The following is a 26,866-nucleotide window of genomic DNA, read 5'->3' as shown; positions in this document are numbered from 1 at the left end:
GATATGCGCCGCATTTTTTTGATCGCTGTCCCGTATCTGTGGCTCGTGGCGCTTTTCCTCGTCCCGTTCCTGATCGTGCTAAAAATCAGCCTCAGTGACATTGCACTTGCGATACCGCCCTACACGCCGACGCTTGACCTAGGTGGCGGCTGGGCAGGGATCAAGGAGTTCTTCGGCAATCTCGACTTTGAGAATTTTGAATTCCTGACGACCGATGACCTTTATTGGAAGGCCTATCTATCGTCCTTGAAAATCGCCTTCGTCGCCACTCTTCTCACGCTGATTGTCGCCTATCCGATCGCCTACGGCATGGCCAGCGCACCCGATCACTGGCGCCCGACGCTGATGATGCTGGTGATCCTGCCATTTTGGACCAGCTTCCTTATTAGGGTCTATTCGTGGGTCGGAATCCTCTCGAACGAGGGGTATCTGAACCAGCTTCTGCTGTCCCTTGGCCTGATTTCCGAGCCTTTGACGATCCTGAATACCAACGTCGCCGTCTATATCGGCATCGTCTATACCTACCTGCCATTCATGATCCTGCCGATCTATGCAGCGCTGGAGCGGATGGACGCGTCCCTGCTGGAGGCCGCCGAAGATCTGGGGTGCAGCCGCATAACTGCGTTCTGGCTGGTCACGTTTCCGCTGTCAAAAAACGGCATCATCGCGGGCTGTTTCCTAGTCTTCATCCCCACGATCGGAGAATTTGTGATCCCGTCGCTACTGGGCGGCTCGCGGACGCTGATGATCGGCAAGGTCCTCTGGGAGGAGTTCTTTAACAACCGTGACTGGCCAGTGGCTAGCGCCGTGGCTGTCATCCTTCTGCTGATCCTAATCATCCCCATCATCTTGTTCCAACGCAACGAGCAGAAGCAGCGGGAGGCCGAAGGATGAGACGCGTCACATGGTTTAACGCCACTTCCCTCACGCTGGGCTTTGCCTTTCTTTACCTGCCGATGGTGATCCTCATCATCTACAGCTTCAACGACAGCAAGCTGGTGACGGTCTGGGCAGGATTCTCCACCCGCTGGTATGGCGAATTGCTACAGAACGAGGCGTTTCTAGACGCGGCTTGGGTCACGATCAAGGTGGCGGTTATATCATCGTCCATTGCCACAGTGCTGGGAACGATGGCCGCGCTGGTGCTGGTGCGTGCCGGGCGCTTTTCGGGCCGGACGCTGTTTTCGGGTATGATATATGCCCCCCTTGTCATGCCCGAGGTCATCACCGGCCTGTCGCTGTTGCTGCTGTTCATTGGGATGAACGTCGACAGGGGAATCGTGACCATCGTGCTGGCACACACGACGTTTTCGATGTGCTACGTATCGGTCGTGGTATCCTCGCGCCTCGTCACTTTTGACCAATCGCTAGAGGAGGCAGCACTGGATCTGGGCTGTTCGCAACTACAGGCGTTCCTTTTGGTCACACTTCCGATCATTGCGCCTGCAGTCATCTCCGGCTGGCTCTTGGCCTTCACGCTCAGCCTCGATGATCTGGTAATCGCGAGCTTCACAGCTGGACCTTCGTCGACCACACTGCCTATCAAGATCTGGTCATCGATCCGCCTCGGCCTCAGCCCCGAGATTAACGCCCTGTCGACCCTGATGATCTCGGTTGTCGCGGTTGGCGTCATTACCGCATCACTGATCAGCAAGCGCAGCAGCCTCAAGCGCCAAGCAGACGAGCGCGCAGCAGGCACATGAGGCGCATCTATCCCGATCACGCCTATGGCGAGGCACCGCGCGCTGCCTGCTACTGGCCCACGACAATGGAAGGCGAGGCGAATCCGCGGGCGCGCGGCACGCTGACGGCAGATGTGGCAATCATCGGTGCAGGCTTTACCGGGCTGTCGGCGGCGCTGCATCTGGCCCAGGACGGCGCGGACGTGATTGTACTGGAGGCGCAGGATGTCGGATGGGGCGCATCTGGGCGCAATGGCGGCTTTTGCTGCCTTGGCGGATCGGCCGCCTCGGACAAGGCGCTGACGCGAATGTACGGCGAGGACGCGCGACGCGATTTTCGCACGGCCGAGCGCCGCGCCGTTGAACTGGCAGCGGACCTGATAGAAGGGCATGGGATGCAGGTCGATCGCCACTCAAATGGCGAGACGGTAATGGCGCATACACCTGCCGCGTTCGACGGCTTTGACGCGCGCGCCCAAGAGATTGAGCGGGACTATGGCGTCACACCCGCAATCATTCCGGCCGAAAAGCAGGCACAAAACGGCATGACAGGGCCGTTTCATGGCGCGATGAGCACGCCCATAGGATTTGCCCTGAACCCGATGAAATACATTCAGGGGCTGGCCGATGCCGCCCGTGCCGCTGGCGTTCGTATTCGCGCGCACAGCCCTGTTCAGCGCATTGACCAAGGGGCCAGCTTTAACCTGCAAACTCCGGAGGCCCGCGTGCAGGCCCGCCGCCTGATCGTGGCAACCAACGGCTACAGCTCGGACGATCTGCCCGCTTGGATGAAGGGCCGCTACCTGCCCACGCAATCAAACGTGCTGGTTACCCGCGAGATGACCGACGCCGAGCTTGCCGCCCAAGGCTGGACCAGTCGGCAGGCCTGCTATGACGACCGCTTTTTCCTGCACTACTTCCGCCTGATGCCGAACAACAGGATGCTGTTCGGCATGCGCGGTGGCCTCTTTAGCGCGCCTTGGGCAGACGAACGAATGCACGCCAATATCCGCCAGCATTTTGAGACGATGTTCCCCGCGTGGCAGCATGTCGAGACGCCGCATAGCTGGCATGGCCTGCTCAGCATCTCGCGTGATCTGACCCCATATGCAGGGCCAATAGACACCATGCCCGGCGCGTTCACCGCCATATCTTATCACGGCAACGGGGTGGCTATGGGGACTTATGCCGGCGCACTGCTGGCAGATTTGGCGCAGGACCGTGCGCCGCGCCGTTGCTACCCAAAGGTTATGCAAACACCCCCCAAGCACTGGCCGTTGGGCCGATTCCGGCGTGCGTGGTTTTGGCCGGTCTATGCGGCGATGTGGGCGACTGGGGCCTAAGTGTTAGCCCTGCGGCGTGCGCAGCGCGCGGGCGCGGCCCCGCTTGAGGCCCAAATGATGTTCGCGCAAGATGATTGCGATGCCTGCAGCAGCGATCATTCCAGCCCCGACCAGCATCGGCCCGGTCGGCGCCTCATCGAATATAAAATAGCCGATGCCCAGCGCGAACAGCATTGAGGCATAGTCAAAAGGCGCCACTATACTGGCATCTGCATAGCGATAGGACAGCGTCAGGAATATTTGAGCGGCCCCGCCCAGCACACCTGCCAGCACCAACTGTATCACAAGCCAGCCAGTTGGCAGCACCCAGCCAAACGGAAATGTCAAAGCCGACAGAACCGTCGCCGTGACCGAAAAATAGAACGCTATGGCTGCCGGATGCTCGGTCTGGACCAGTTTGCGAATGGTGATCTGCGCAATGGCGGCGCAGGTCGCGCCGATCAGAACCACAACCGCGCCAATTATCTGAGACGTCTCGACCGGCGCACCGCCAAAAACGCTTAGCTTTGGCGCGAGAATGATCAGAACGCCAATCAATCCGGCGCAGACGGCGCTGATGCGGAAGAAGCCCACCTTTTCACCTAAAAAAACCGCGGCGAAAATGACGATGAGCAGGGAGGATGTATAACCCAGCGCGGTCACCTCAGGCAGCGGCAGCAAGGCCAGTCCTGCAAACATCAATGCCATCGCGACCGTACCCGCAACACCCCGGCGCAGATGACCCCAAATCGACTTGACGCGCAGGCCAGTCGATAGCTGGCCCAGCATCACCAGCCAGACAATCGTCACCGGAACGGCGAAAAACGAGCGAAAAAAGACCGCCTCACCCGGCGGGACGTCGTCGGATGCCGCCTTGATTAGCGACGACATGATGATGAAGAGAATGACCGCGCATAATTTTAGCGAAATCGCCTTGACCGGCTGCATGGCATGGCTCCTTTGCCGCCTCCATGCGCCCGGTCCAGCCCAAGGTCAAGGGCCGGACCGCAACCTAGTTTAGCGCCCGCCTAGCTGCGCGGCAGAACCCAGTCTGCGCGCGGGAAATGGCAGGTATATCCGTTCGGTACACGCTCCAGGTAATCTTGATGCTCAGGCTCAGCTTGCCAGAAATCGCCCACGGGCTCTACCTCCGTCACGACCTTGCCCGGCCAATTGCCACTGGCCTCGACATCCTTGATTGTACTGCGCGCTTCCAGTTTCTGCGCGTCATTGACGTAGTAAATGGCGGAGCGATAACCGAGTCCCACATCATTGCCCTGCCGGTTCAATGTAGTCGGATCATGGATCTGAAAAAACAGCTCAAGGATCTCGCGATAGCTGATCTTTGCAGGGTCAAACGTAATCTCGATTGCCTCGGCATGCGTGCCATGATCGCGGTACGTCGCATTGGGCACATCACCGCCGGTATATCCAACGCGGGTGGACAGGACCCCATCGCGCTTACGGATCAGATCCTCCATCCCCCAGAAACATCCGCCGGCTAGAACTGCGCGCTCTTCGCTCATGCCACATCCTCCACTTGGTCCAAATATTCGCCGTAGCCTTCTGCATCCATTTCGCCTTTGGGCACGAAACGCAGCGACGCCGAATTGATGCAATAGCGCAGCCCGCCCCGGTCGCGTGGTCCATCGCGAAAGACGTGGCCGAGGTGGCTGTCGCCATGCTTGCTACGGACCTCGACGCGGGCCATCCCAAGTGTGTCGTCATGCAACTCAGCGACATGCGCAGGCTCAATCGGCTTGGTGAAGCTAGGCCAGCCGCATCCGCTCTCGTATTTGTCCGATGATGCGAACAGCGGCTCGCCTGAAACGATATCGACGTAGATACCCACCTCTTTGTTGCCCAAATACTTGCCAGTACCGGGCCGCTCTGTGCCGCTTTGTTGGGTCACGTGGTACTCTTCGGGCGTGAGGCGTGCGATGGCATCTGGATCTTTGCTGAATCGGGTCATGGCAGGCTCCTATCTTTTGTTAGCTCTTGCAGGCATAAATGGGCGTGCTGCGCCAAAAGCCAACTGATATTTCACATGCTTCACTGCAGCTTGATACCAGCGCGGCATTTTCCTAGGCTCAAACCCCCGAAGATCGGCGGCCGCCACAGGAACCTAGCCTCTCATTTTGACCCCGCCGGGAACATGGCTTGCCGCGCATAGCACCTCAGCCGGATACATTAACGCATCCTTCCAGCCGAACTTTTCCAGATGACAGAGGATCTAACACCCGACGACACCGCCCCCGATTGTCGCGGCACTTACGTGGCTGGGCAGCTTTTTGCCCCCGGCTTGGGCGTCTTTTTGAACCGCAGGCTCGCCGTTCTCACTTTGTCAGTAGGTTTTCGATCTCTTCCTCGGCGGCGCCGCGTGCTAGCCCCGAGAAATCACCACCAAGCATGTCTTTGGCCGTGGAAATCGCCGCGCCATAGGCGACGCGCGCCAATGCGCCACCGACAGAAATACGCGCCGCGCCCATTTGGGCGACCTCCGCGCGCAGCGTATTGGCGTAACTGCCAGATGCCAGCACATTCACAGGCACCGACACGCTGTCTATAATTCGTCTCAGTGACTTCGCATCCGGCGGCACAGGCACGTAGACGCAATCCGCGCCAGCGGCCTCGAAGGCCTGAATGCGTAGGATCGCCTCGTCGGTGTCATATTGGCCCAGCATCACACCATCCGCCCGCGCGACTAGAACGAAATCACCGGGTAGCGCACGAGCGGCGCTGGCAGCGGCGCGAATACGCTCTACCGCCAGATCAAAGCCGTATGCGGTGAAATCCGGCAGGGCCGTATCCTCGATCGAGCAGCCTGCCAAACCAGCCTCATATGCCAGCCGTATGGTCTGGGCGACCGTTTCGGGCGCGTCGCCAAATCCGTTCTCGAAATCGCCTGAAACAGGCACTGTTACAGCGGAAACGATGTCCTGCGCATGCGCCAGCGCCTCGTCACGCGTCAGAGTTCCGCCATCGACGCGGCCCATGCTGAACGCATGGCCAGCCGACGTTGTGGCAATCGCGGCCGCGCCGAGCGCCTGCATCATACGCGCCGATCCCCTGTCCCATGCATTGACGAGCAAGAACGGATCACCCTTGCGATGCAGCGCACGAAATTTCGTTCCGATATCAGTCATGCCGCATCCCAATCCATCACTACCTTGCCTGAGTTGCCAGATATCATCGCGGCAAACCCCGCCTCAAAGTCATCAATACCGATACGGTGTGTGATCAGACCAGACACGTCCAAGCCGCTCTGCACCAGCGCGATCATCTTGTACCATGTCTCAAACATTTCACGGCCATAGATACCTTTGACGTGCAGCATCTTAAATATGATGGTGTTCCAGTCGACCGCAAATTCGGTTGGGGCGATTCCCAGCAGCGCGATCTTGCCGCCATTATTCATGCGGCTGATCATCTGCTGCATGGCGGCAGCCGCACCCGACATCTCGAGGCCCACATCGAACCCTTCATACATTCCAATGCGGTCCATCACGTCACTAAGGTGCTCCTTAGAGACGTCGACGACGTGCTGCACGCCCATCTTGCGCGCCAGATCCAGACGGTAAGGGTTGATATCAGTAATCACGACTTTGCGCGCGCCGACCTTTTGCGCGACCAGCGCCCCCATGATGCCGATCGGCCCGGCGCCTGTGACAAGGACGTCCTCACCGACAAGATCAAAGCTAAGCGCTGTGTGCACCGCGTTGCCGAACGGATCAAAGATGGCCGCGATCTCGTCCGGTACATCCTCGGGAATTGGGATCACATTCATCTCGGGAATGCAGACATATTCGGCGAAACTACCGGGCCGATTAACACCGACGCCCTTGGTATTCCGGCAAAGCTGTCCACGCCCGGCGCGGCAATTGCGGCAGGTGCCGCAGACAATATGCCCCTCGCCCGACACACGCTGCCCGATCTTGTAACGGGTTGCGGCGGCGCCGGTATCGGCGACCTCCCCGACGAACTCATGGCCGACGACCATGGGAACCGGCACTGTCTTGGCGCTGAACTCGTCCCACTTCCAAATATGCACATCAGTGCCGCATATCGCGGATTTACGGACCTTGATCAGAACGTCCTTCGGCCCTGCTTCGGGCACCGGAACGTACTTCATCCAGAGGCCCGGCTCAGGACGTGACTTGACCAGCGCCTTCATGCGATTTTCCATCAGATCACCCCCAGGTCGCGCCCGACAACTTCAAATGCGTTGATCGCCTCGTCCAGCATTTCGCGGGTCAGTCCAGCGCTCATCTGCGTGCGGATACGGTCTTTGTCCTTTGGCACGACAGGGAAGCTGAAGGCGGTGACGTATACCCCATGCTCGCCCAGTTTGGCTGCCATCTGCTGCGCCAACTTGGGATCACGTAGCATAACCGGGATGATCGCATGTTCACCCGGCAGCAATTCAAACCCCAACTCGGTCATGCGTGTGCGAAAATGTGCGGCATTATCCCAAAGCTGTGCGCGCAGGTCATCGCCGTCCTCAACCAGATCAAACATCTTGAGCGAGGCGGCGGCGATCACTGGCGCCAGCGAATTGGAAAAAAGGTACGGGCGCGAGCGTTGGCGCAGCCAATCGACTACAGATGCGGACGCTGCGGTATAGCCGCCCGACGCGCCGCCCAGCGCCTTGCCCAGCGTACCAGTCAGGATATCGACCCGGCCCATCACGCCGCAATGCTCGATACTGCCGCGTCCAGTCGCGCCGACAAAGCCGGTGGCGTGGCAGTCGTCGACCATCACCAGCGCATCATATTTGTCAGCCAGATCGCAAATCTGGTCCAGTTTGGCGTAATAGCCATCCATTGAAAATACGCCGTCTGTGGCGATCAACCGATGGCGCGCGCCCTGCGCCTCTTTGAGGCAACGCTCCAGATCGTCCATGTCGCTGTTGGCGTAGCGGTATCGCTGAGCCTTGCACAGGCGCACGCCGTCGATGATGCTGGCATGGTTAAGCGCGTCACTGATGATAGCATCCTCAGAACCTAGAATAGTCTCGAATAGCCCAGCGTTAGCGTCGAAGCAGCTGGGATAAAGGATGCAATCCTCCGTCCCCAGAAACGCTGCGATGCGTGCCTCCAGCGCCTTGTGCTCTTCGCCTGTGCCGCAGATGAATCGCACGGATGCCATGCCAAAGCCGTAGCGATCCAGCGCCCCCTGGGCCGCCTCAATAATCTGCGCATTATCCGCCAGCCCAAGATAATTATTGGCACAAAGGTTGATTACCTCTGCGCCGCCCTCCAGCGAGACGCGGCCAGCCTGCGGCGAAGTGATGACGCGCTCGGTCTTGTAGAGACCTTCGTCCCTTAGCCCTTCCAGCCGGGCAGAAATATCGGCGTTGAATTCCTTGGAAGCGTTCATGTCCATACCCTTCTTTTTCGGATTATGGACGAGCCTAGCGCATTCCAACGCGCCGGAACATGCATGTCGTCACGTCGCGATGCGGGGTCTGCCCGATGCCTCGACGGTGATCTCGCCCTCCAAGAATACCTGCCGCGCCTCGGCTTGCGCGGTACGCAGGTCGCGCACTGCAGTAATCTGAATATCCACGGCCCCAGCGGCAATGGCATCGCTGCGGGCAGCGGCCTCTAACGCAGACTGAAGCGCATCCAGCGCAGTGCCCGCTTCGCCATGATCCTCCGGTCCCGTTTCCAGATGCACACGAAAAAGTCCCTCGGAAGGGCTGGTGACAGTGCCACTGCGCCTGATGGTCACACGCCCTACGACGGCACCGATTGCGTTTGCGACGCCCGCATGTTCCGGCAGGATCATCTGGCATCCCAGACGGGCACCGACCGCAGGATAATATGTACCGGCCGATGCGCCAAGCCCGACCACAGGGACGTTCAAGCCGATATCCAACCGCATCAAACCCTGATGCCGGTCAAGGCCGCGCCGCGTCAGCACGTGGCGCGCCAGCTGATCGGGCGGCAGGCCGAACTGATCGGCCTCTTCGGCAAAAGCAGTCTCTAATATGACCAATACGGTCTGGTGCGTAAGTTGGTCCACAATCATCTGAGCCATTTCTACGGCGTTATCTGCCAGCATGTTGCCAGATCCGATACGCTTGCGGGCCAGGAGGGCCATCGCCTTTTGCGCCGCACTTGCATCCCAATTGGACGTAGCCCCAAGGACGTGGCTGGCATCCGACGGCGTTACCCCCGAAACCTGTATCAATCCACGACCAACCAAGCGGCGCAGCGCCTGACCCTCTAGCCGCGTGCGTAGTACCGAGCCGACAGGCTGCACGCCGCCATCCACGATGCGCTGCAATAGCTCTGCGTCGCGATCCTGCAAACCGCCCGCCTCAATCCCCGGCACAGCGCGCACAAAGCTGGCGTCATGTTCGCCGGGGGCAGTAGCGCGCAACTGGGCGTCCAGCGTCCGATGAACAATCTCGGGTGCCTCCTGCGCGATCAGGCAGACGGGCAGCACGCGGCGAGGACCCAGCATAACGCCGCCCGTCAAACCGCCGTCCTGCACATGCACCTCGCTATCACCGCCAAGGCCGGTCGTGCGCATCCCCACCGCTTCGACCATCGTGCGCCACGGACCTACTTGCGCGCCTGCCGGGTCGATCATCGGCTTGCCACCTCGCAGGACAGCGACATCAGTGGTCGTACCGCCGATATCAGACACCAGCGCCGTATCCGCACCCGTCAGCCAACGCGCGCCCACAATAGACGCAGCAGGCCCGCTTAAAATAGTCTCTATAGGGCGCTCTTGCGCCTGCTTTGCGCTGATCAGTGCCCCGTCGCCGCGCACCACCATCAGGGGTGCGGTTATGCCCAAATCTGTCAGCTTGCCCTCGGCCTTTTCGATCAGGCGCGCAATCATTCCAATCAGCCGCGCATTCAATAGCGCGGTCAACGCCCGTTTTGGCCCATTCAGCTTGGCCGATAGATGATGGGAACAGGACACAGGCCGCCCTGTAATCTGTCCGATGATGCGCGCGACCTCCAGCTCATGCTCGGGGTTGCGCGTGGCGAATTGCGACGCGACAGCAAAAGCGGAAATGCCGCGATCCACGCTTAGCCAATCCTCTAGCGCAGCGCGGTCCAGCGGGCGCGCCTCATATCCGGCATGATTATGCCCGCCCGACAGGATCAGCGCCGGATCCCCGCCCAGCGCAGCGCGCAGGCCCTGACCATCCAGATCCTGCTCTCGAAAACCGATGTAGATCAGACCAGCGCGCCCACCTTGCCCCTCGACCAACGCGTTCGTCGCAAGGGTGGTCGATAGCGACGCGAGCGCGATTTGCTCTGGCGCAGTGCCGCTGGAGGCCAGCACGTTCGCCACAGCCTCGCCAATACCGATGGCCAGATCATGCCGGGTGGTCAGCGCCTTCGCGCTGGCGATCACTTCGGCCTCGTCGCGGATCAACACCGCATCCGTATAAGTCCCGCCCGTATCGACGCCCAACAAGATCGCCATATCATTTCTCCTGCCTGACGCACCTATTGGGATATGCCGGATCTGGCGGCTATTCCATCCCTTTTGCGGCATCTTGCAAGCGCTCTACGGCCCAGCATGCGGCGTCGGCAACCGTCGCGTCCGGCGCGCCGACATGCTGGCGCGCGGCATCCATCAGCGATGCCTGCCCAGAATTGCCGATGGCATAAAGGACGTTGCGCAAAAAACGGTCCCGTCCGATCCGCTTGATCGGGCTACCGGAGAATTTCTCGCGAAAGGCGGCATCGTCAAGCTGCGCCAATTCGGCCAGCGGCGGCGCAACCAGATCAGGCCGCGCGTGATACCGGACCTCTCGTGCTTCCTGCGCAAACTTGTTCCACGGACAAACGGCCAGACAGTCGTCGCAGCCGTAGATGCGGTTCCCCATCAGGCTACGCAGTTCAACGTCGACCGGCCCGTCATGCTCAATTGTTAGGTAAGAGATGCAGCGCCGCGCATCCAGCTGATAGGGCGCGGGAAAGGCATCCGTCGGGCAGATGTCCAGACACGCGCGGCAACTGCCGCAATGGTCCTTTTCCGCTGGATCAGTTTCGAATTCTAGCGTTGTAAAGATTGACCCGATGAAGAACCAGCTGCCCATATCGCGGCTGACCAGATTGGTGTGCTTGCCTTGCCATCCAAGGCCCGCCGCCTCGCCTAGCGGCTTCTCTGGCACAGGGGCGGTATCGACGAAAACCTTTACGCTCGTCTCGTCGGAGGTCTGCGCAATCAACCACCGTGCCAATCGTTTCAGCCGCTTCTTGACCAGATCATGATAGTCCTTGTTCTGCGCATAAACGCTGATCGCACCCTTGTCGGGATAGCGCAGCACCTCCAGCGGATCATGCTGCGGCGTGTAGATCTCGCCCAGCATGATGACCGACCGCGCTTCGGGCCACAGGGCCGCCGGATCGCCGCGCCAATGGCTACGTTCGGCCAGCCACCCCATCTGCCCGTGATGCCCCTCGGCCAGAAACTCGGCAAGGCGATCGGGCACCTGCGGCACATCCGAAGGGCGGCAAATCCGCGCTAGTTCAAATCCCTCAGCATGGGCCTGCGCGACCAGCTTTTCCTTTAGCGCGTTCATGTTGCTTCGCGGGCGAGATACCTGTTGGGCATCTGGTATCAAAAATCGAGGTTCGAATAGTGTTTAGGCGGCGGAAAGCCCGAAACCTGATCAGCCAGAATGCTGCGAAAGGCCGGACGGGACTTGATCTTGGCGTACCAATCCTTGACCGCCTCGCTGCGATTCCAATCCACATCCGAGATATAATCAAGCGAGCTGAGATGGGCCGCAGCCGCAAAATCGGCAAGCGTCATTACGTCGCCCGCCAGCCAGCGGCGATGATCCAGCAGGAAGGCCATATAATCCAAGTGATACTTGATCGCCTTGGCACCAGATTTGACATTGCCGCTGTCGGGAAATCCCTTGCCCATCATTTTCTTGTTCACGCGCTCATAAAGAAGCTTGGACGTGACTTCGTGGTGAAACTTGTCATCAAACCAAGTCACAATGCGGCGCACCTCATAGCGGCCTTCTGCGCTGCGGGGCATCAAAGGCGGTTCGGGATGCTTTTCCTCAAGGTATTCGCAGATCGCCGCGCTTTCGGGCATGATGCGCCCATCGATCCGCAGGACCGGAACCTTGCGCGCGGGATTACGACGATGAAAATCAGGGTTCTCTTCCCAATACCGCTCTTCGATCAGCTCGCACTCAATCTTCTTCTCAGCCAGGCTGAGACGGACCTTGCGGCAAAACGGCGATAGTGGAACGTGATAGAGCTTGGCCATGACGCGGCAAACCTTTGTTGCGGTGGGTGCCCTTCAATGCCTGCTCAGGCAAAGGTTTTCAATCCTCGAAACACGCGGCGCGTCCATCCCGGCGGATCGTGGCCGCGCCGTCCATGATACCAGCGGCATGTTTTCGCAGCCAGCTTGATGGCTTGCTGGCCGAGCGATCCTTGGGATCAGGCAACACAGCAGCCAGTCGCGCAGCCTGCTGCGCGGTTAGCTCACTCGCATTGACGCCAAAGTAGTGTCGCGCGGCGGCACCGACGCCGAAAATTCCCTCGTCAAATTCGGCGATGTTCAGATAGACTTCGATGATACGCTGTTTGGACCATACGGCCTCAACCACGGGCGTCATCAGGGCCTCCAGCGCCTTGCGCAACCACGAGCGGCCTTGCCACAGATAAACGTTTTTGACCGTCTGCTGGCTTATGGTTGACGCCCCGCGTGCGCCACCGCGCTCCAGCACTTGGCGGATGGCGCGCATGTCAAAGCCCCAGTGATTACAAAAATCCGCATCCTCGGCCGCGACGGCGGACCGGGCCATTACGGGCGCAATCGCTGCTATGGGCGTCCAGTCATGGGCGATCTGGCCCAGACGGCGGGCCTCCTGCTTCATGTAAAATGTCGGACCGGGGGCGAGGGTCCGGTGCGCAAGTGCCGCAAGGCAAACGCAAAGCGCGCCTGTCGCAAGCGCCCAGATCGCCCACGTCCCCAGACGGCGAAACAGCGAAGCGGCTGGCAGTTTGGTCGATTTGCGCGGCATAGCGCCCCTTAAATGGCGCGCGGCCTGATGTGGCAGGCCGCGCGATATGACTATTTAGAGCAATATGAAGCCCGGCAGCGTCCTACCCTGCCATGTGGTTGACGACTTGCAGGTGCTGCGCCAACTTATTGACCTCGCCAAGGTAGCGTTCGACCAGCGCAGGATCGCTGGGCGCAGGGCTAACGCCAGCGGGAATTTCGCCTGCCAGCACCGATTCGATCATCAGCGAAAGTGGGATAGACACCAGCCGCGCCATTGCCGTACCGCGCCCGTCGCCCCATGCGTCCATCACAAAAGTTTTGTGCCAAACCGGCGCACCATCCCGCTCTGCCATCAGCGATACGCACATCAGAACGCGATCAGGCTCGCCTTCGTCATAGGCATGTTCGGCCCAAAAAGTATCGGACATCTCGCGCAGACGCGCATCCCCTTCGGGGCCCTTGAGCGTCTCGACCTCGGCAAAGACATCTGCCCACGCATCCGTCCAGCCATTCAACCGCAAGGTGCCGCGCACGAACTCTTTGACCCGCCAATCGGGGTCAAAGCCGTAATCTTGAATGAATGGAACGCTATCGCGGTTTGGATAGACCTCAAACGTCTCGGGCGTGGGCAGGGGTGCAGAATAACTGCTGATCGCATTCCACGGGCGATCAACGTTCAGTTCCGCATGATCCTTGATCGAGCGGGAGGGTGACCGCAGCGCCTTCAGCACCCCAAGAGGCGACCAGCTGAATTTATAGCGAAACGCATTGGGGTGCTTGGGGATGCCACCGCAATAAGAGATGAATGTCAGATCGTTCTCAGCCTGAACCGTACCACTGTCGCGGTAGTCGGCGATCAGGGCATGGGCCATCAGGTGATCGATGCCAGGATCAAGGCCGATCTCATTGACGAAGCAAAGGTTCGCGGCCTCGGCGCGGGCATGTAATGCCCGCATCTCTGGCGATATGTAGGACGAGCTGGCGAAATGTGCGCCCTTAGCGAGGCACATCTCGGCTACTGGAACGTGCCACTCGCCCGGCAGCATAGAGACGACCAGGTCACCTGCCTGCACCTCGGCGGTCAGCGCGTCCATGTCGAACGCCTGAATACGCTGCGTGATGTCCCCAACCGCATTTTTGGCCTTATCGAGGCTACGGTTCCAGACCGTGACTTCGTGGCCCGCCTCAATCAGCCGCCTAAGACCGGGAATGGCCGAAAGGCCGGTGCCGCACCAATGTATCGTCATGTTTCGAGGCCTTTCATGGCAGTATCAAATGTCGTGCGCGCCCGTCCCCAGACGCCCCCGTCCAGATTGCCCAGACCGCGCAGGGAGGGCAAGAGGAGGGCAGCAAAGTCCTGCGACGATTCCACTGGCAGAAGCGAGGGCAGATTGTCGATCGCCATCACGTCCATAGGGGGCGCATCGTGAACCCTGCGTGCAGGCGCGGCCCAGTCGGTAGCGGCGTCATAGACTGGCACGGGATTATAGTCACTATCTGGATCACACGCGACATCGCCGATCACGGTCAAATCGCGGGCCGCGTCCAGCGCGCTGCGCGGCACGAACACTGGCGTACCGGGACGGGCAAAGATGCAATTGAGAAACATGTCATGGCTGAGAATTTCGGGGAATGGCCCGCCGCCTTCAGTCTCGGCCTGATCCCAGAGGGTGGGGGCCAGCCCCATCGCAGTGCAAAGGTCAGCGGCCCCGGTGCCGACACGGCCCAGCGCACCGATGATAATCGCCGATGGCAGGCCCAGCCCGTCCAAATCACGGGCCAAATCGGCTAGCAGCGCGTCCTTGCCCGGATAGGTGCCGACAGCCGGGCAAATGCCGCCGCGCTGCTGAGCCGCCCAAGATTTTAGCGTGACAGCCGCGCCCGCATACCCGGCCCAATAGCCAAAGGCAGCGACGCGGCGGCCATCCTCATCCACCAGATACTCCAGATCAAATAGCGTGCCGCCCCCAGCCTGAAATCGCTGTAGCAAGGCGCGTCCGGAGTGCTGCCCCTTGAACGCGTGGCCGAACATGATGTGGCGATGCGGTAGAGGCGTGCCATCGTCGGGCAATTCCTTGAGGCCAAAAATGATGGCATCCTCGGGCGCATCAGGCCAGCTGGCAGAGGGGGCGATATCGCATCCTGCGCTTCGATAGCCGTCCAGCGGAATGGCGCGCTGATCGCTCTGCTCGACCGTGACTTTCATTCCGGCGCCGATCAGATCCGCCGCGCCCTCGGGTGTCAGGCCGACGCGTTCTTCATTCGGGCGCTGCTCGGCGCGGACCCACAGATGTGTCATTGCGGCGCTCCTACAGCATACCGGCGGCGCGTACCGCCTTGACCGACTCGCGCGCCTCCATCGCGTCCAGAAACGCGATGATGCGCGGAAACGCCGAAACTTCGACGCGGTCGCCTTTTAGCCATGTACACATGATGAATAGGTGCGCATCCGCAATCGTGACGCGGTCGCCCATCACGAATGGGCCTGTCAGGCAATGCTCTTCGACAAAGGCCGCACTGGCGGTCATGGTCTTGGGAACTTGAGCGCGCATATCGGCTTGCGACGCCTCCTCCATTGCCCAGCGCGAGGCGCGCGGGCCGTGCGCGTGGTTTACCTGCATTGTACTGGCAAGGTACTGGATGACCGACCGCACCCGTGCGGCGTCAATCGGCGCATCAGGCATCAGGCCCGCATCCGGCGCAATTGCAGCGATGTAGTCAAGGATCGCGCCCGTTTCCGTCACAACGCCATCTCCGGTGTCCAGCGCGGGCACGCGGCCCTTAGGATTGACGCTATGATATTCCGGCTTGGTCTGTTCGGCGTCCGCAAAGCTGAGCTTATGTGTGTCAAAGTCCAACCCAGCCTCGTGTAGGGCGATGGCAACCGCGACGGATACGGTACCGGGGGCGTAGTAGAGTTTCATGGCGAGGCTCCTGCCAGATCAAATAAAAGTACGGGCATGCGCCCGGTCAGCAGCGTCAAGGTGCGGCGTCGCATTGAAGCTGTCCAGCACCAACTGCCCGTGAATGTGACGCAGCCGGTGGACCGAGCTGTTGTGTGTGCGCAGCATCATGCGCGTCATCGAATCCGTGTCGAGCCCTAAGACATGCCGCATTACTATCCCAATTACACCGCCAGACGTGACCAGAAGGCTGCGGCCATGCTGCGCAGAAATCTCATCAATCATGGTGATGATGCGGGTGTTAAAGCTGCCAAATGTTTCGGGCACGCCCGTCAGCTTGTCTTCGGACCAGCGGCCAATCACATCCGGCAGATACCGGGCAAAATCATGCGCGGCGTCAGGCGCTTTGATGCCATGCTGCGCCTCCATAGCGTGTGCCAGATCAAAATACGTTAGCTCATTCAGGCGCGCATCCTCGCCCGTTGCGGTATATCCCATCGCGGTGGCTGTCTGGCGCTGGCGTGTCAGCGTGCCAGTAACGATGCGGTCGAAATGCGGGTCGGTCAAGGCCAGCCATTCACCCAACCAACCAGCCTGGCGGCGCCCCAAATCAGACAGGCGATCATAGCCCGCCTCATCGGTAGCGTTCGAGTTGGCCTGCCCATGGCGGACAAGAATGATCTCTGTCATGCGCGGTCCGCCAAAATCAAACCTCGACCTCGACCGCATCCTGATCGCCGACGCCAAAGACGCGTTTGTACCGCGCGATCTGGTCGGCCGGGCCCATCGCTTTCTTCGGGTTGTCCGACAGCTTGACCGTGGGCCGCCCATTGGCTGCCACTGGCTTACAAACCAGCGAAAAGGGCGCAAGAGCGTCCTCAGGCACCAGCCCGCGAAAGTCATTGGTCAGGTAAGTGCCCCAGCCGAATGACACCCGCACCCGTCCAGAGAATTGAGTGTGAAGCTGGGCAATCTTGGCCTCGTCTAGACCATCGGAGAAGATGATCAGTTTCTTTGCCGGGTCCTCGCCGCGCGCAGTCCACCACTCTATCGCCATGTCCGCCGCCTTGGCCGGGTCGCCCGAATCGACGCGAATGCCGGTCCACCGGGTCAGCCAATCAGGAGCTTTGTCCAGAAACCCTTGGGTGCCGTAGGTGTCGGGCAAGATGATGCGCAGATTTCCCTCATGTTCTTCGTGCCAGTCGCTAAGAACATCATAGGGCGCGCGCGCCAGCGCTTCGTCATCCTCGGCCAGCGCGGCGTAAACCATGGGCAACTCATGTGCGTTGGTGCCGATCGCCTCCAGATCGCGGTTCTTGGCGATAAGGCAGTTCGACGTGCCAACGAATTTCTCGCCCAGCCCCTCGTGCATCGCACGCACACACCAATCCTGCCATAGGAATGAATGACGGCGACGCGTGCCGAAATCGGCAATGCGCAGATCGGGAATGTTGCGCAGTGTCTCGACCTTTTCCCACAGTTTGGTCATCGCGCGAGCATAGAGAACTTGCAGTTCAAACTTCTCCATCCGGTGCAGGACCGAGCGGGAGCGCAGCTCCATTATCACGGCAAGCGCGGGAATTTCCCACAGCATAACTTCGGGCCACGAGCCCTCGAACGTCAGCTCGTATTGGTCGCCAACCCGCTCCAGATGGTAGGGCGGAAGCCGCAATTTATCGAACCAATCCATGAATTCGGGGGTAAACATTTGCCGCTTGCCGTAGAACATATTGCCGCGCATCCACGTGCTTTCACCGCGCGACAGCGAAAGCGAGCGGATGTAATCCAGCTGCTCGCGCAATTCGCCCTCATCCACCAGATCGGCAAGCGGGATATGCGTGGCCCGGTTGATCAGGCTGAACGTGACCTGAGTGTCCGGATTGTTGCGAAATACGGACTGGCACATCAACAGCTTGTAAAAGTCGGTATCGATCAGCGACCGCACGATGGGGTCGATCTTCCATTTGTGATTGTGGACGCGCGAGGCGATATCGACCATGTCAGGCTCCGGGGAATAGGTTGGCATGGTTAAAGCAGGGGCAGGGCAGGATTGGCAAGGCTTGCTGCGCGCAGGCGGACAGAGCTAGCCGCCGACCTTGGCCATGGCAGCCAGCCCCTCGCGATAGCTGGGATAGCGCAGGCGAACGCCTAGCTCATCCTTTATCCGGTCATTTCTGACCCGCTTGGATTCCGCGTAGAAGCTGCGTGCCATTTCCGACATCTCGGCATCCTCAAATGCCACAGCCTCTGGAATAGGCAAACCAAGCAGCTTGGCCGCGAAACCGATTACGTCTTGCGGCGGGGCCGGATCGTCATCGCACAGGTTATAGATCGCACCGGGATCGGGCGCATGCATCGATGCAGCCAGCACCTGCGCAATATCGTCGACATGGATCCGGCTGAACACCTGGCCCGGCTTGATAATGCGCCGCGCCCGCCCGGCCCGTACCTTGGCAAAGGGGCCGCGGCCCGGCCCGTATATGCCGGCAAGGCGAAAGATATGCAGCGGCAGCGCTGGGATAGCCTGCCACGCGGCTTCGGCCTCTTGCCGCAGCCTGCCGCGCTGCGTGGTCGGGGCAAGGGGTGTCTGCTCATCGACCCAGCCGCCATCGTGATCGCCATAAACGCCGGTCGTCGACAGGTACCCTGCCCATTCCAGATGCGGCGCGGCACGCGCGATGCCGTCTGCAATCGCTGCCAGCACAGGATCGCCGCCCTCGCCCGGTCCGGCGGAAATCAGCAGATGCGTCGCCGCCTTAAGCACCAGACGCAAATCATCGCCGGGCCATATCAGTGGCTCGGCCCCACTGGCGCGCACCGCATCCACGTTTTCTGCGCTGCGCGTTGTGCCGATAACGCGCCATCCACCCTCCGCTTGCAGAACATCGCTTAGCGCGCGGGCCGAATAGCCGTGACCGAAGGAAAGAAGCGTCTTTGTCATGTCCCCGATATGCGCCGCGCCTATACGCTTGGCAAGGGCGGCAGGGCCGTGCATCCTGCCGTCGCACCAGTACGGGCAATAATGAAGAGGGCAAAATGCAAGCCAGTGACGAGACGATCAGCAGCCCTCCGGCTTTGCCAGCACGAGCGTTCACCGAAGCCAAACCGGCGGTCGATCATCTCTGCATGCTCTACGATCAGGCGGTGGATTTTCTGCGCGCTGGTTTCAAGGCCGCGCTTCCCGGCCCGGCGCCGACACATCGCATCCGGGCGTTCTATCCCGAAATTCGCCTGACCACCTCCAGCTTTGCCGGGATCGACACGCGGCTGGCCTTTGGGCATGTCGCGGGGCCGGGCACATACGCAACGACGGTGACGCGGCCTGACCTGTTTCGCAACTATCTGATCCAACAACTCGATTTACTGCTGGAAAATCACGGTGTGCCGATCCTCATTGCGGCATCCCGCACGCCGATGCCTGTACATTTTGCGGTCGCGCAGGATGCGCGCATGACCGTACCGCACGAGGGCGCTGCCGGGTTCACCCTGCGCGACGTGTTTGATGTGCCAAACCTCGGCACGATGGACGACGACATCATCAATGGCCTGGCCAAGCGCACGCCGGACGGCGCCGCAGCCCTAGCGCCATTTACGGCACAGCGCGTAGATTATTCACTAGCCCGGCTCGCGCACTACACCGCCACCTCGCCCGCGCATTTCCAGAACCATGTATTGTTCACCAATTACCAGTTCTACGTATCCGAGTTTGAAACATACGCCCGCAGCGCGCTGGCCGATCCGGCAAGCGGCTACACCAGCTTCGTCTCTACATTCGATACCGAGATCACATCACCGGACACGCCAATAGATGCGCCCACCAAGATGCCGCAAATGCCTACCTATCATCTGAAGAAACCCGATGGGTCCGGCATCACGCTGGTCAATATCGGCATCGGCCCATCCAATGCAAAGACGGCGACCGATCATATCGCGGTGCTGCGCCCGCACGCTTGGATCATGGTCGGCCACTGCGCCGGTTTGCGCAATTCGCAGCGTCTGGGCGATTATGTGCTGGCCCATGCCTATCTGCGCGAGGATGGCGTGTTGGATGCGGATCTGCCCACATGGGTGCCGATTCCCGCGCTGGCCGAAATCCAGATAGCGCTGGAGGAGGCGGTCGAGGATGTCACCCAGCTAGAGGGGTTTGCGCTAAAACGTATTATGCGCACCGGCACCGTCGCCAGCGTCGACAATCGTAACTGGGAATTGCGCGATCAATCTGGCCCGGTGCGCCGCCTTAGCCAGAGCCGCGCAATCGCGCTGGACATGGAAAGCGCGACCATCGCCGCCAATGGGTTTCGGTTTCGCGTACCATACGGGACGCTTTTGTGCGTCTCGGACAAGCCGTTACACGGTGAATTGAAGCTGCCGGGCATGGCCAGTGAGTTCTATAACGATCAGGTCGCCCGCCACCTGATGATCGGAATTCGCGCGATGGAGGCATTGTCAGAAATGCCTCTCGATAGGCTGCACAGCCGCAAGTTGCGCGCCTTTGACGAAACCGCGTTTCTTTGACAGGCACATTTTTGCCCATAATTCACGTTCACTGCGCCAGTATACGTTGTAATGCCCATTAAAATGACGTTACACCTTATCGTGAGGCCCAATGAACGGGCAGTATTAAGGAGATCACCCGATGGCGAAACCGATGACAAAGACCCAGCTCGTGGCCGCACTGGCCGAAGAAATGGGTAGCGACAAGAAGACAGCGGGCACTGCGCTCGATTCAATTATTGGCGTCATCACACGCGAAGTGTCCGGCGGCGGCGCCGTCACACTGCCCGGCGTCGGCAAGATCTATTGCCGTGAGCGTCCCGAGCGTATGGTCCGCAACCCCGCCACGGGCGAGCAGATCAAAAAGGATGCCGACAAGGTCGTCAAGATGACCATCGCCAAGGCACTGAAAGACAGCGTCAACGGCTGATCTTGCATCTTGCATGAGTTTCCGAAAGGGTCGCCACTAGGCGGCCCTTTTGCATTTGGGTGGTTGCAGTTAAGGGTAAGCCGACGATGGATCTGCGCAGTATCGTGATGGGCGTTTGCTTTGCCGTGATGTGGTCCAGCGCGTTCACTTCGGCCCGGATCATCGTGGCGGCGGCGCCGCCCGTTAGCGCGCTGGCGCTGCGGTTCATCATTTCGGGCATACTCGCCGTCGTGATCGCCCGGATATTGGGCCAGACTTGGCGCTTGACCCGGCCTCAATGGCGCGCCTGTATCATTCTGGGGATTTGCCAGAACGCGCTCTATCTCGGGCTATACTTTGTCGCGATGCAGACAATTGAGGCGTCACTGGCGGCCATCATCGCCTCCACCATGCCGCTGCTCGTTGCACTTGCCTCTTGGATGTTCCTCGGCGAAAGGCTGAAGCCTTTGGCGCTTTTCGGTCTTTTTGCCGGATTCACAGGTGTCGCTTTGGTGATGGGCACGCGGTTTTCCGGCGGGGTCGACTTGTATGGCCTGACCCTTTGCATCATAGGCGCCGCCGCGCTGGCCGTTGCGACGCTCAGCGTCAAGGGCGCGACGTCGGGCGGTAATTTCATGATGGTGGTCGGCCTACAGATGCTGATTGGTGGCGCAATTCTATCAGTCGTGGCTTTTGCCACCGAAACGCTGATTGTCGAATGGTCATGGACACTGATCGCCGCGTTTGTCTGGACCTTGTTGGTGCCTGGCCTCGGTGCGACGCTGCTGTGGTTCAAGCTGGTTCAGCGGATCACTGCCACTCGCGCCGCCACGTTTCACTTTCTTAATCCGTTCCTTGGCGTCGCAATCGCCGCCGCCGTGCTGGGCGAAGCGTTGCATCCCACGGACCTGATCGGCGTCGCGATTATTATGGCCGGTATTCTTGCAGTGCAGCTATCGCGCCGGTCTAAGGCTTAGCGGCACGCGCGCCCTACCCTACCCTGCACGCGGCCAGCACAGCCATGTTCACAATATCCGTCGCCGTCGAACTGGATGAACAGATCTGCACCGACTTGTCCAAACCCGACAGGATTGGGCCGATCACGGTCGCGCCTGCCATTTCCTGTACCAGCTTGACCGAGATCGAGGCCGAGTGCCGCGCGGGCATCACCAGAATGTTGGCTGGGCCTGACAGGCGCTGAAACGGATACGCCTCCTGCGCGGAGGTATTCAGCGCTACATCCACCGTCATCTCGCCTTCGAATTCGAAATCGACACCCCGTGCCTCCAGTACAGTGACGGCGCGGTGCATCTTTTCGGCCCGCTCGCTGCGCGGATAGCCGAACGTCGAAAAGCTGACGAATGCGACGCGCGGCTCCAGCCCCAGATTGCGCGCGACGGTCGCCGCGCGCTCAGCGATGTCGGCCAGATCGTTTTCATCCGGCCACTCTTGCACCAATGTATCGGCGACGAAAACAATTCGGCCTTTGTGCATCACCGCAGTGACACCCGCGACGCCATGTTCGGAATCGGCGTCAAATACGTGGTTAATCAACTTCAGCACATGCGCCGACTTGCGCGTGGCGCCTGTGATAAGACCATCCCCGTGACCATGCGCCAGCATCAGCGCAGCAAAGACATGCCGATCGCGCGAGGCAAGTTTGTGAATGTCATGCCTGTCGAAGCCCTTACGTTGAAGCCGCCCATATAAGAACGCGCGATATTCTTCCAAATGCGGGGTGTTGGCCGCATTTACGACCTCCAGCTCTGCGACGGCGTCAGCCATACCGGCGCCCTCCAGCTTTGCCTTAATATCGGCCTCGCGGCCAACGACCAGCGCCTTGCCCATGCCTGCACGTTGGTACTGAACGGCCGCGCGCAGCACGCGCAGATCATCGCCCTCGGCAAAGATCATCCTCGCCTGCGCATTACGCGCCCGCGCGCTGATCAGCCGCATTATGCTGGCAGTCGGATCCATCCGCGCCTTTAGCGACGCCTCATATGCCTCCATATCTACGATTGGCCGCCGCGCAGCCCCGGTATCCATGCAAGCGCGCGCCACGGCTGGCGGAATCACGTGGATCAGCCGCGGATCGAAAGGAGCGGGAATGATATAATCACGGCCAAAGGATAGCTTGCGTCCGTAGGCCATGCCCACTTCGTCCGGCACATCCTCGCGTGCAAGCGCGGCTAGCGCCTCGGCGCAGGCGATCTTCATCTCGTCGTTGATCGCGCGGGCATGGACATCCAGCGCGCCGCGGAAAAGGTAGGGAAATCCGAGCACGTTGTTCACTTGGTTGGGGTAGTCGCTGCGCCCGGTGGCGACGATCGCATCGGGGCGCACCTCGTGTGCCTCTTCGGGCGTGATCTCGGGATCAGGGTTTGCCATGGCAAAAATCACCGGATCCGGCGCCATGCTAGCGACCATATCCTGCGTCACTGCGCCCTTGGCGGACACGCCTAGAAACACGTCGGCATCCTTCATCGCATCGGCCAGCGTGCGGCGGTCCGTCACCACCGCGTGGGCCGATTTCCATTGGTTCATGCCCTCGGTGCGGCCCTGATAGATCACGCCTTTTGTGTCACACATCATAGTGTTCTCATGCCGCGCGCCCATTGTCTTCAGCAATTCAAGGCAGGCGATGCCCGCCGCGCCCGCACCATTCAACACGATACGCACATCCCCGATCTTCTTGCCCGACAGATGCAGCGCATTAATCAACCCAGCGGCGCAGATCACAGCCGTGCCGTGCTGGTCGTCGTGGAACACCGGAATGTCCATTTCCTCTTTCAGCCGCTGCTCAATGATAAAACACTCAGGCGCCTTGATATCCTCAAGGTTGATACCGCCAAATGTCGGCCCCATCAGGCGAACGGCATTGCAAAATGCGTCGGCATCTTCGGTATCCAGCTCAATGTCGATGCTGTTCACATCGGCAAACCGCTTGAACAGCACTGCCTTGCCTTCCATCACCGGCTTGGACGCAAGCGCACCCAGGTTACCGAGGCCCAGAACAGCCGTACCGTTCGAGATGACGGCGACGAGATTACCCTTGTTCGTATAGTCATATGCCGTCTCAGGGTTTTCCTGAATAGCGAGACATGGCACAGCGACGCCCGGCGAATACGCCAGACTCAGATCGCGCTGGGTGGTCATCGGCACGGTCGCGGTGATCTCGAACTTGCCCGGTGTCGGCTCTAGGTGAAATGCCAGCGCCTCTTCGGGGGTGAATTTGGGATTTGCCATGTGCGGATGCGTCCTGAAAATGCGTTTATCCCTGCATAGCTGGCTATCGGCGACGCCTCAACAGTTCTGCGCGCGGGTAGCGAGCATTGGGGCTTTCGCCGCTGGGCGATGGTTTGTAGGTTCGCGCCAGCGATGGGGGCCTTTCATGACCAGCGACACAGTCACGCCAATGATGGCACAATACCAAGAGATTAAGGCCGAGTATCCCGGCGCCCTCCTGTTCTATCGCATGGGCGATTTCTATGAGCTGTTCTTTGACGATGCCGCCGCCGCCGCCGAGGCGCTGGATATCGCGCTGACCAAACGGGGCAAGCATCTGGGGCAGGATATCGCCATGTGCGGTGTGCCATTTCATGCGGCCGAGGGGTATCTGTTGACCCTTATCCGCAAGGGGTTTCGCGTCGCTGTCTGTGAGCAGTTAGAAAACCCTGCGGAGGCCAAGAAGCGCGGGTCGAAATCGGTGGTCAAGCGCGGTGTCGTCCGGCTGGTCACGCCCGGCACGCTTACCGAGGAATCGCTGCTGGAGGCGCGGCGCCACAATTACCTTGCCGCCATCGCCGAGGTGCGCGGGGAGCATGCGCTGGCGTGGACCGACATATCCACCGGGGCCCTGCATGTGTTGTCATTGCCGCCCGCGCGGATCGGGCCGGAGCTGGCCCGGCTCAGCCCCAGTGAAGTACTGGTCGTCGATGGCGTAGGCGAAGAAATTGCCAGCGTAGTGACTGAATCAGGTGCATCCATGACGCCACTTGGTCGCTCCGCCTTTGATAGCGGCAGCGCAAGTAAACGGCTCTGCGCGCTGTTCAGCGTTCAAACCCTGGATGCGTTCGGCACGTTTGAGCGGGCCGAAGTCGCGGCGATGGGGGCAGTCGTTGAATATCTGGAAATCACGCAAAAAGGGAAACTGCCCCTTTTGCAGCCGCCCCAACGTGAAAATCTGGCGGGCGTTATGCAGATCGACGCGGCCACACGCCGCAATCTGGAACTGACCTATGCGCTGTCGGGCGGACGCGCCGGATCACTGCTATCGGTCATGGATCGTACCGTGACTGCAGGCGGCGGCCGCCTTCTTGAGCGGCGCCTGTCCAGCCCATCGCGAAGCCTTGATATCATACAAACCCGCCTCGACATGATCAGTTTCGCCGTTGAACAGTCTCGATTCCGGGCCGATTTGCGCGCCCACCTGCGTAAGGTGCCCGACCTTGATCGCGCGTTGTCACGTCTGGCGCTGGACCGGGGCGGACCCCGCGATCTGGCCGCGATACGCAATGCGCTGGAAGGAGCAGAAGAGATTGCGAGACTGATGGAGGGCTTTGATCTGCCGGACGCTCTAGCGGATCAGGCCAAGGATTTGATCGGCCATGACGCCCTTATGACGTTACTGGATCAGTCTTTGGTTGCCGAGCCGCCTCTGCTGATCCGCGACGGTGGCTTCATAGCCGAGGGGCATGACGCCGAGTTGGACGAGGCGCGGCAACTGCGCGATGAGGGTCGCGGCATCATCGCCAAGATGCAGGCCGAATATGCGCAGCAGACGGGCATCTCGACCCTCAAGATTAAGCACAACAATGTATTGGGCTACTTCATCGAAGTCACCGCGACTCATGCGGAAAAAATGCTTTCGCCACCGCATAGCGATACGTTCAAACATCGCCAGACGACTGCCAACCAAGTGCGCTTTACCACAATTCCACTTTCTGAGATGGAAACGCGCATTCTGAACGCGGGCGGACGCGCGCTTGAGATTGAAAAGCGTCTCTATGAAGGGCTTAAGTCCGCTACTTTGGCTGAGGCGCCTGTATTGACCCAAGTTGCGCGGGCCTTGTCCCAGATGGATCTAACCACGGCACTGGCCGATCTGGCGATAGAGGCAAATTGGTGCCGCCCAAAGGTCGATGACAGCCGCGCTCTGGCCATCACGGGCGGAAGGCATCCCGTAGTGGAGCAGGCGCTTCGCACCCAAGGGGGCGGGCCATTCGTCGCCAACGATTGCAACCTTGGAGGTGCGACTGACATCTGGCTGCTGACCGGTCCGAACATGGCAGGCAAATCTACCTTTTTGCGGCAAAATGCATTGATAGCGCTGTTGGCTCAGATGGGCAGTTTTGTGCCTGCGACCACCGCGCATATCGGCATCGTCAGCCAACTGTTCAGCCGTGTCGGCGCATCCGACGATCTGGCGCGCGGACGCTCGACCTTCATGGTCGAAATGGTCGAAACGGCTGCGATCCTCAATCAGGCCGATGCAGGCGCGCTGGTTATTCTGGACGAGATCGGTCGCGGCACCGCCACCTATGACGGCCTTTCAATCGCATGGGCCACGCTGGAGCATTTGCACGAAGTAAATGGCTGCCGCGCGTTATTTGCTACGCATTATCATGAGCTTACAAACCTGACCGATAAGCTGGCCCGCGTCGACAATGCGACCGTGGCGGTGAAAGAACATGAGGGCGACGTCATTTTCCTGCATGAGGTGCGGCGCGGCGCGGCCGACCGGTCCTACGGGGTGCAAGTCGCAAAATTGGCCGGACTGCCGACGGCGGTGATCAACCGCGCGCGCGTCGTGCTGGATGCGCTGGAGCGCGGCGAACGCGAGGGCGGCAGTGCGCGGGAGGCGCTTATCGACGATCTGCCGTTATTCTCGTCCCGCCCGATGGCGCCGCCGATCCCGCCCCGGGGCCCGTCCGAGATTGAGACGGCGCTGAGCGCGGTGTTACCGGATGAGCTAAGCCCCCGCGACGCACTGGCGCTAATTTATGAGTTAAAGTCAAAACTACCACAAAGCGGCACTGAATAACGCGAAAC

24 protein-coding genes are annotated in these 26,866 nt (G+C 60.2%); 7 read left to right on the top strand and 17 right to left on the bottom strand.

Features of this window, described 5'->3' with window-relative positions; translation table 11 throughout:
* The first annotated feature begins 3 nt into the window (after window positions 1-3).
* From MK6180000_RS17160 to MK6180000_RS17150, 3 genes are read left to right on the top strand one after another with little or no spacing between them, the layout of a single operon-like run.
* Entirely contained in the window at window positions 4-894 is an 891-nt protein-coding gene (locus MK6180000_RS17160; RefSeq protein ID WP_138935852.1) for an ABC transporter permease subunit, read from the top strand.
* On the top strand, window positions 891-1,703 hold the full coding sequence (locus tag MK6180000_RS17155) for an ABC transporter permease (protein WP_138935851.1): 813 nt from the start codon (window positions 891-893) through the stop codon (window positions 1,701-1,703). Before MK6180000_RS17160 ends, MK6180000_RS17155 begins: the two co-directional genes overlap by 4 nt.
* Window positions 1,700-3,025 carry an NAD(P)/FAD-dependent oxidoreductase gene (locus tag MK6180000_RS17150; RefSeq protein ID WP_138935850.1) on the top strand — a complete coding sequence of 442 codons (1,326 nt, stop codon included), beginning with the start codon at window positions 1,700-1,702 and terminating at the stop codon, window positions 3,023-3,025. The genes MK6180000_RS17155 and MK6180000_RS17150 overlap by 4 nt, the downstream gene beginning before the upstream one ends.
* 3 nt (window positions 3,026-3,028) lie before the next feature.
* Here MK6180000_RS17150 and MK6180000_RS17145 read toward each other — a convergent pair whose 3' ends face one another.
* From MK6180000_RS17145 to MK6180000_RS17070, 16 genes are all read right to left on the bottom strand, one after another.
* Complete coding sequence (locus tag MK6180000_RS17145; protein WP_138935849.1) at window positions 3,029-3,952, bottom strand: DMT family transporter; 924 nt, start codon at window positions 3,950-3,952, stop codon at window positions 3,029-3,031.
* Between the two features lie 80 nt (window positions 3,953-4,032).
* Complete coding sequence (gene msrA, locus MK6180000_RS17140) at window positions 4,033-4,530, bottom strand: peptide-methionine (S)-S-oxide reductase MsrA (protein ID WP_138935848.1); 498 nt, start codon at window positions 4,528-4,530, stop codon at window positions 4,033-4,035.
* Window positions 4,527-4,976, bottom strand: coding sequence for a peptide-methionine (R)-S-oxide reductase MsrB (msrB, locus tag MK6180000_RS17135; protein WP_138935847.1), 450 nt, complete (start codon window positions 4,974-4,976; stop codon window positions 4,527-4,529). Before msrB ends, msrA begins: the two co-directional genes overlap by 4 nt.
* A gap of 364 nt (window positions 4,977-5,340) precedes the next feature.
* Window positions 5,341-6,150 carry an isocitrate lyase/PEP mutase family protein gene (locus MK6180000_RS17130; RefSeq protein ID WP_138935846.1) on the bottom strand — a complete coding sequence of 270 codons (810 nt, stop codon included), beginning with the start codon at window positions 6,148-6,150 and terminating at the stop codon, window positions 5,341-5,343.
* Complete coding sequence (tdh, locus tag MK6180000_RS17125) at window positions 6,147-7,178, bottom strand: L-threonine 3-dehydrogenase (protein WP_212751952.1); 1,032 nt, start codon at window positions 7,176-7,178, stop codon at window positions 6,147-6,149. The genes MK6180000_RS17130 and tdh overlap by 4 nt, the downstream gene beginning before the upstream one ends.
* Before the next feature lie 11 nt (window positions 7,179-7,189).
* Window positions 7,190-8,383: a glycine C-acetyltransferase gene (locus MK6180000_RS17120; RefSeq protein WP_138935844.1), complete on the bottom strand. Its 1,194-nt coding sequence runs from the start codon at window positions 8,381-8,383 to the stop codon at window positions 7,190-7,192.
* Between the two features lie 69 nt (window positions 8,384-8,452).
* A complete protein-coding gene (locus tag MK6180000_RS17115; protein WP_138935843.1) occupies window positions 8,453-10,456 on the bottom strand; it encodes a hydantoinase/oxoprolinase N-terminal domain-containing protein in 2,004 nt (667 codons plus the stop codon).
* A 49-nt stretch (window positions 10,457-10,505) separates the two neighbouring features.
* Window positions 10,506-11,561 carry a tRNA epoxyqueuosine(34) reductase QueG gene (gene queG, locus MK6180000_RS17110; protein WP_138935842.1) on the bottom strand — a complete coding sequence of 352 codons (1,056 nt, stop codon included), beginning with the start codon at window positions 11,559-11,561 and terminating at the stop codon, window positions 10,506-10,508.
* 38 nt (window positions 11,562-11,599) lie between these two features.
* Window positions 11,600-12,265, bottom strand: a complete 666-nt coding sequence (gene fzlA, locus MK6180000_RS17105; RefSeq protein WP_138935841.1) for an FtsZ-binding protein FzlA — start codon at window positions 12,263-12,265, stop codon at window positions 11,600-11,602.
* Between the two features lie 58 nt (window positions 12,266-12,323).
* On the bottom strand, window positions 12,324-13,028 hold the full coding sequence (mtgA, locus tag MK6180000_RS17100; protein ID WP_138935840.1) for a monofunctional biosynthetic peptidoglycan transglycosylase: 705 nt from the start codon (window positions 13,026-13,028) through the stop codon (window positions 12,324-12,326).
* A gap of 82 nt (window positions 13,029-13,110) precedes the next feature.
* Window positions 13,111-14,256, bottom strand: coding sequence for a saccharopine dehydrogenase family protein (locus MK6180000_RS17095; RefSeq protein WP_138935839.1), 1,146 nt, complete (start codon window positions 14,254-14,256; stop codon window positions 13,111-13,113).
* Window positions 14,253-15,308, bottom strand: coding sequence for a saccharopine dehydrogenase (locus MK6180000_RS17090; protein WP_138935838.1), 1,056 nt, complete (start codon window positions 15,306-15,308; stop codon window positions 14,253-14,255). The genes MK6180000_RS17095 and MK6180000_RS17090 overlap by 4 nt, the downstream gene beginning before the upstream one ends.
* Window positions 15,309-15,318: 10 nt before the next feature.
* Entirely contained in the window at window positions 15,319-15,933 is a 615-nt protein-coding gene (locus MK6180000_RS17085) for a glutathione S-transferase family protein (protein ID WP_138935837.1), read from the bottom strand.
* A gap of 18 nt (window positions 15,934-15,951) precedes the next feature.
* The gene (locus tag MK6180000_RS17080) at window positions 15,952-16,602 is read right to left on the bottom strand and encodes a histidine phosphatase family protein (RefSeq protein WP_138935836.1); all 651 of its coding nucleotides are present in this window, start codon (window positions 16,600-16,602) and stop codon (window positions 15,952-15,954) included.
* Between the two features lie 16 nt (window positions 16,603-16,618).
* Window positions 16,619-17,911, bottom strand: coding sequence for a nicotinate phosphoribosyltransferase (pncB, locus tag MK6180000_RS17075; protein ID WP_138935835.1), 1,293 nt, complete (start codon window positions 17,909-17,911; stop codon window positions 16,619-16,621).
* An 84-nt stretch (window positions 17,912-17,995) separates the two neighbouring features.
* Entirely contained in the window at window positions 17,996-18,853 is an 858-nt protein-coding gene (locus MK6180000_RS17070) for an SDR family oxidoreductase (protein ID WP_138935834.1), read from the bottom strand.
* A gap of 95 nt (window positions 18,854-18,948) precedes the next feature.
* Here MK6180000_RS17070 and MK6180000_RS17065 point away from each other — a divergent pair, with 95 nt between their 5' ends.
* The 3 genes from MK6180000_RS17065 to MK6180000_RS17055 all read left to right on the top strand — a co-directional run bounded on the left by MK6180000_RS17065 (window position 18,949) and on the right by MK6180000_RS17055 (window position 21,792).
* Complete coding sequence (locus MK6180000_RS17065) at window positions 18,949-20,427, top strand: AMP nucleosidase (protein WP_138935833.1); 1,479 nt, start codon at window positions 18,949-18,951, stop codon at window positions 20,425-20,427.
* Between the two features lie 121 nt (window positions 20,428-20,548).
* On the top strand, window positions 20,549-20,836 hold the full coding sequence (locus tag MK6180000_RS17060; RefSeq protein WP_138935832.1) for an HU family DNA-binding protein: 288 nt from the start codon (window positions 20,549-20,551) through the stop codon (window positions 20,834-20,836).
* 86 nt (window positions 20,837-20,922) lie between these two features.
* Window positions 20,923-21,792, top strand: coding sequence for a DMT family transporter (locus tag MK6180000_RS17055; protein ID WP_138935831.1), 870 nt, complete (start codon window positions 20,923-20,925; stop codon window positions 21,790-21,792).
* A gap of 13 nt (window positions 21,793-21,805) precedes the next feature.
* Here the strand turns inward: MK6180000_RS17055 and MK6180000_RS17050 are convergent, their stop codons facing one another.
* Window positions 21,806-24,061 carry an NADP-dependent malic enzyme gene (locus tag MK6180000_RS17050; RefSeq protein WP_138935830.1) on the bottom strand — a complete coding sequence of 752 codons (2,256 nt, stop codon included), beginning with the start codon at window positions 24,059-24,061 and terminating at the stop codon, window positions 21,806-21,808.
* A 145-nt stretch (window positions 24,062-24,206) separates the two neighbouring features.
* Here MK6180000_RS17050 and mutS point away from each other — a divergent pair, with 145 nt between their 5' ends.
* Window positions 24,207-26,858 (top strand): DNA mismatch repair protein MutS, encoded by a 2,652-nt coding sequence (gene mutS, locus MK6180000_RS17045; protein ID WP_246040561.1) that lies wholly within the window; start codon window positions 24,207-24,209, stop codon window positions 26,856-26,858.
* Window positions 26,859-26,866 lie beyond the last annotated feature (8 nt).

Origin of the sequence: Roseovarius arcticus (assembly GCF_006125015.1) — a bacterium.
Taxonomy (GTDB): Bacteria; Pseudomonadota; Alphaproteobacteria; order Rhodobacterales; family Rhodobacteraceae; genus Roseovarius; species Roseovarius arcticus.
This window is presented reverse-complemented; position numbering and strand designations above follow the sequence as displayed.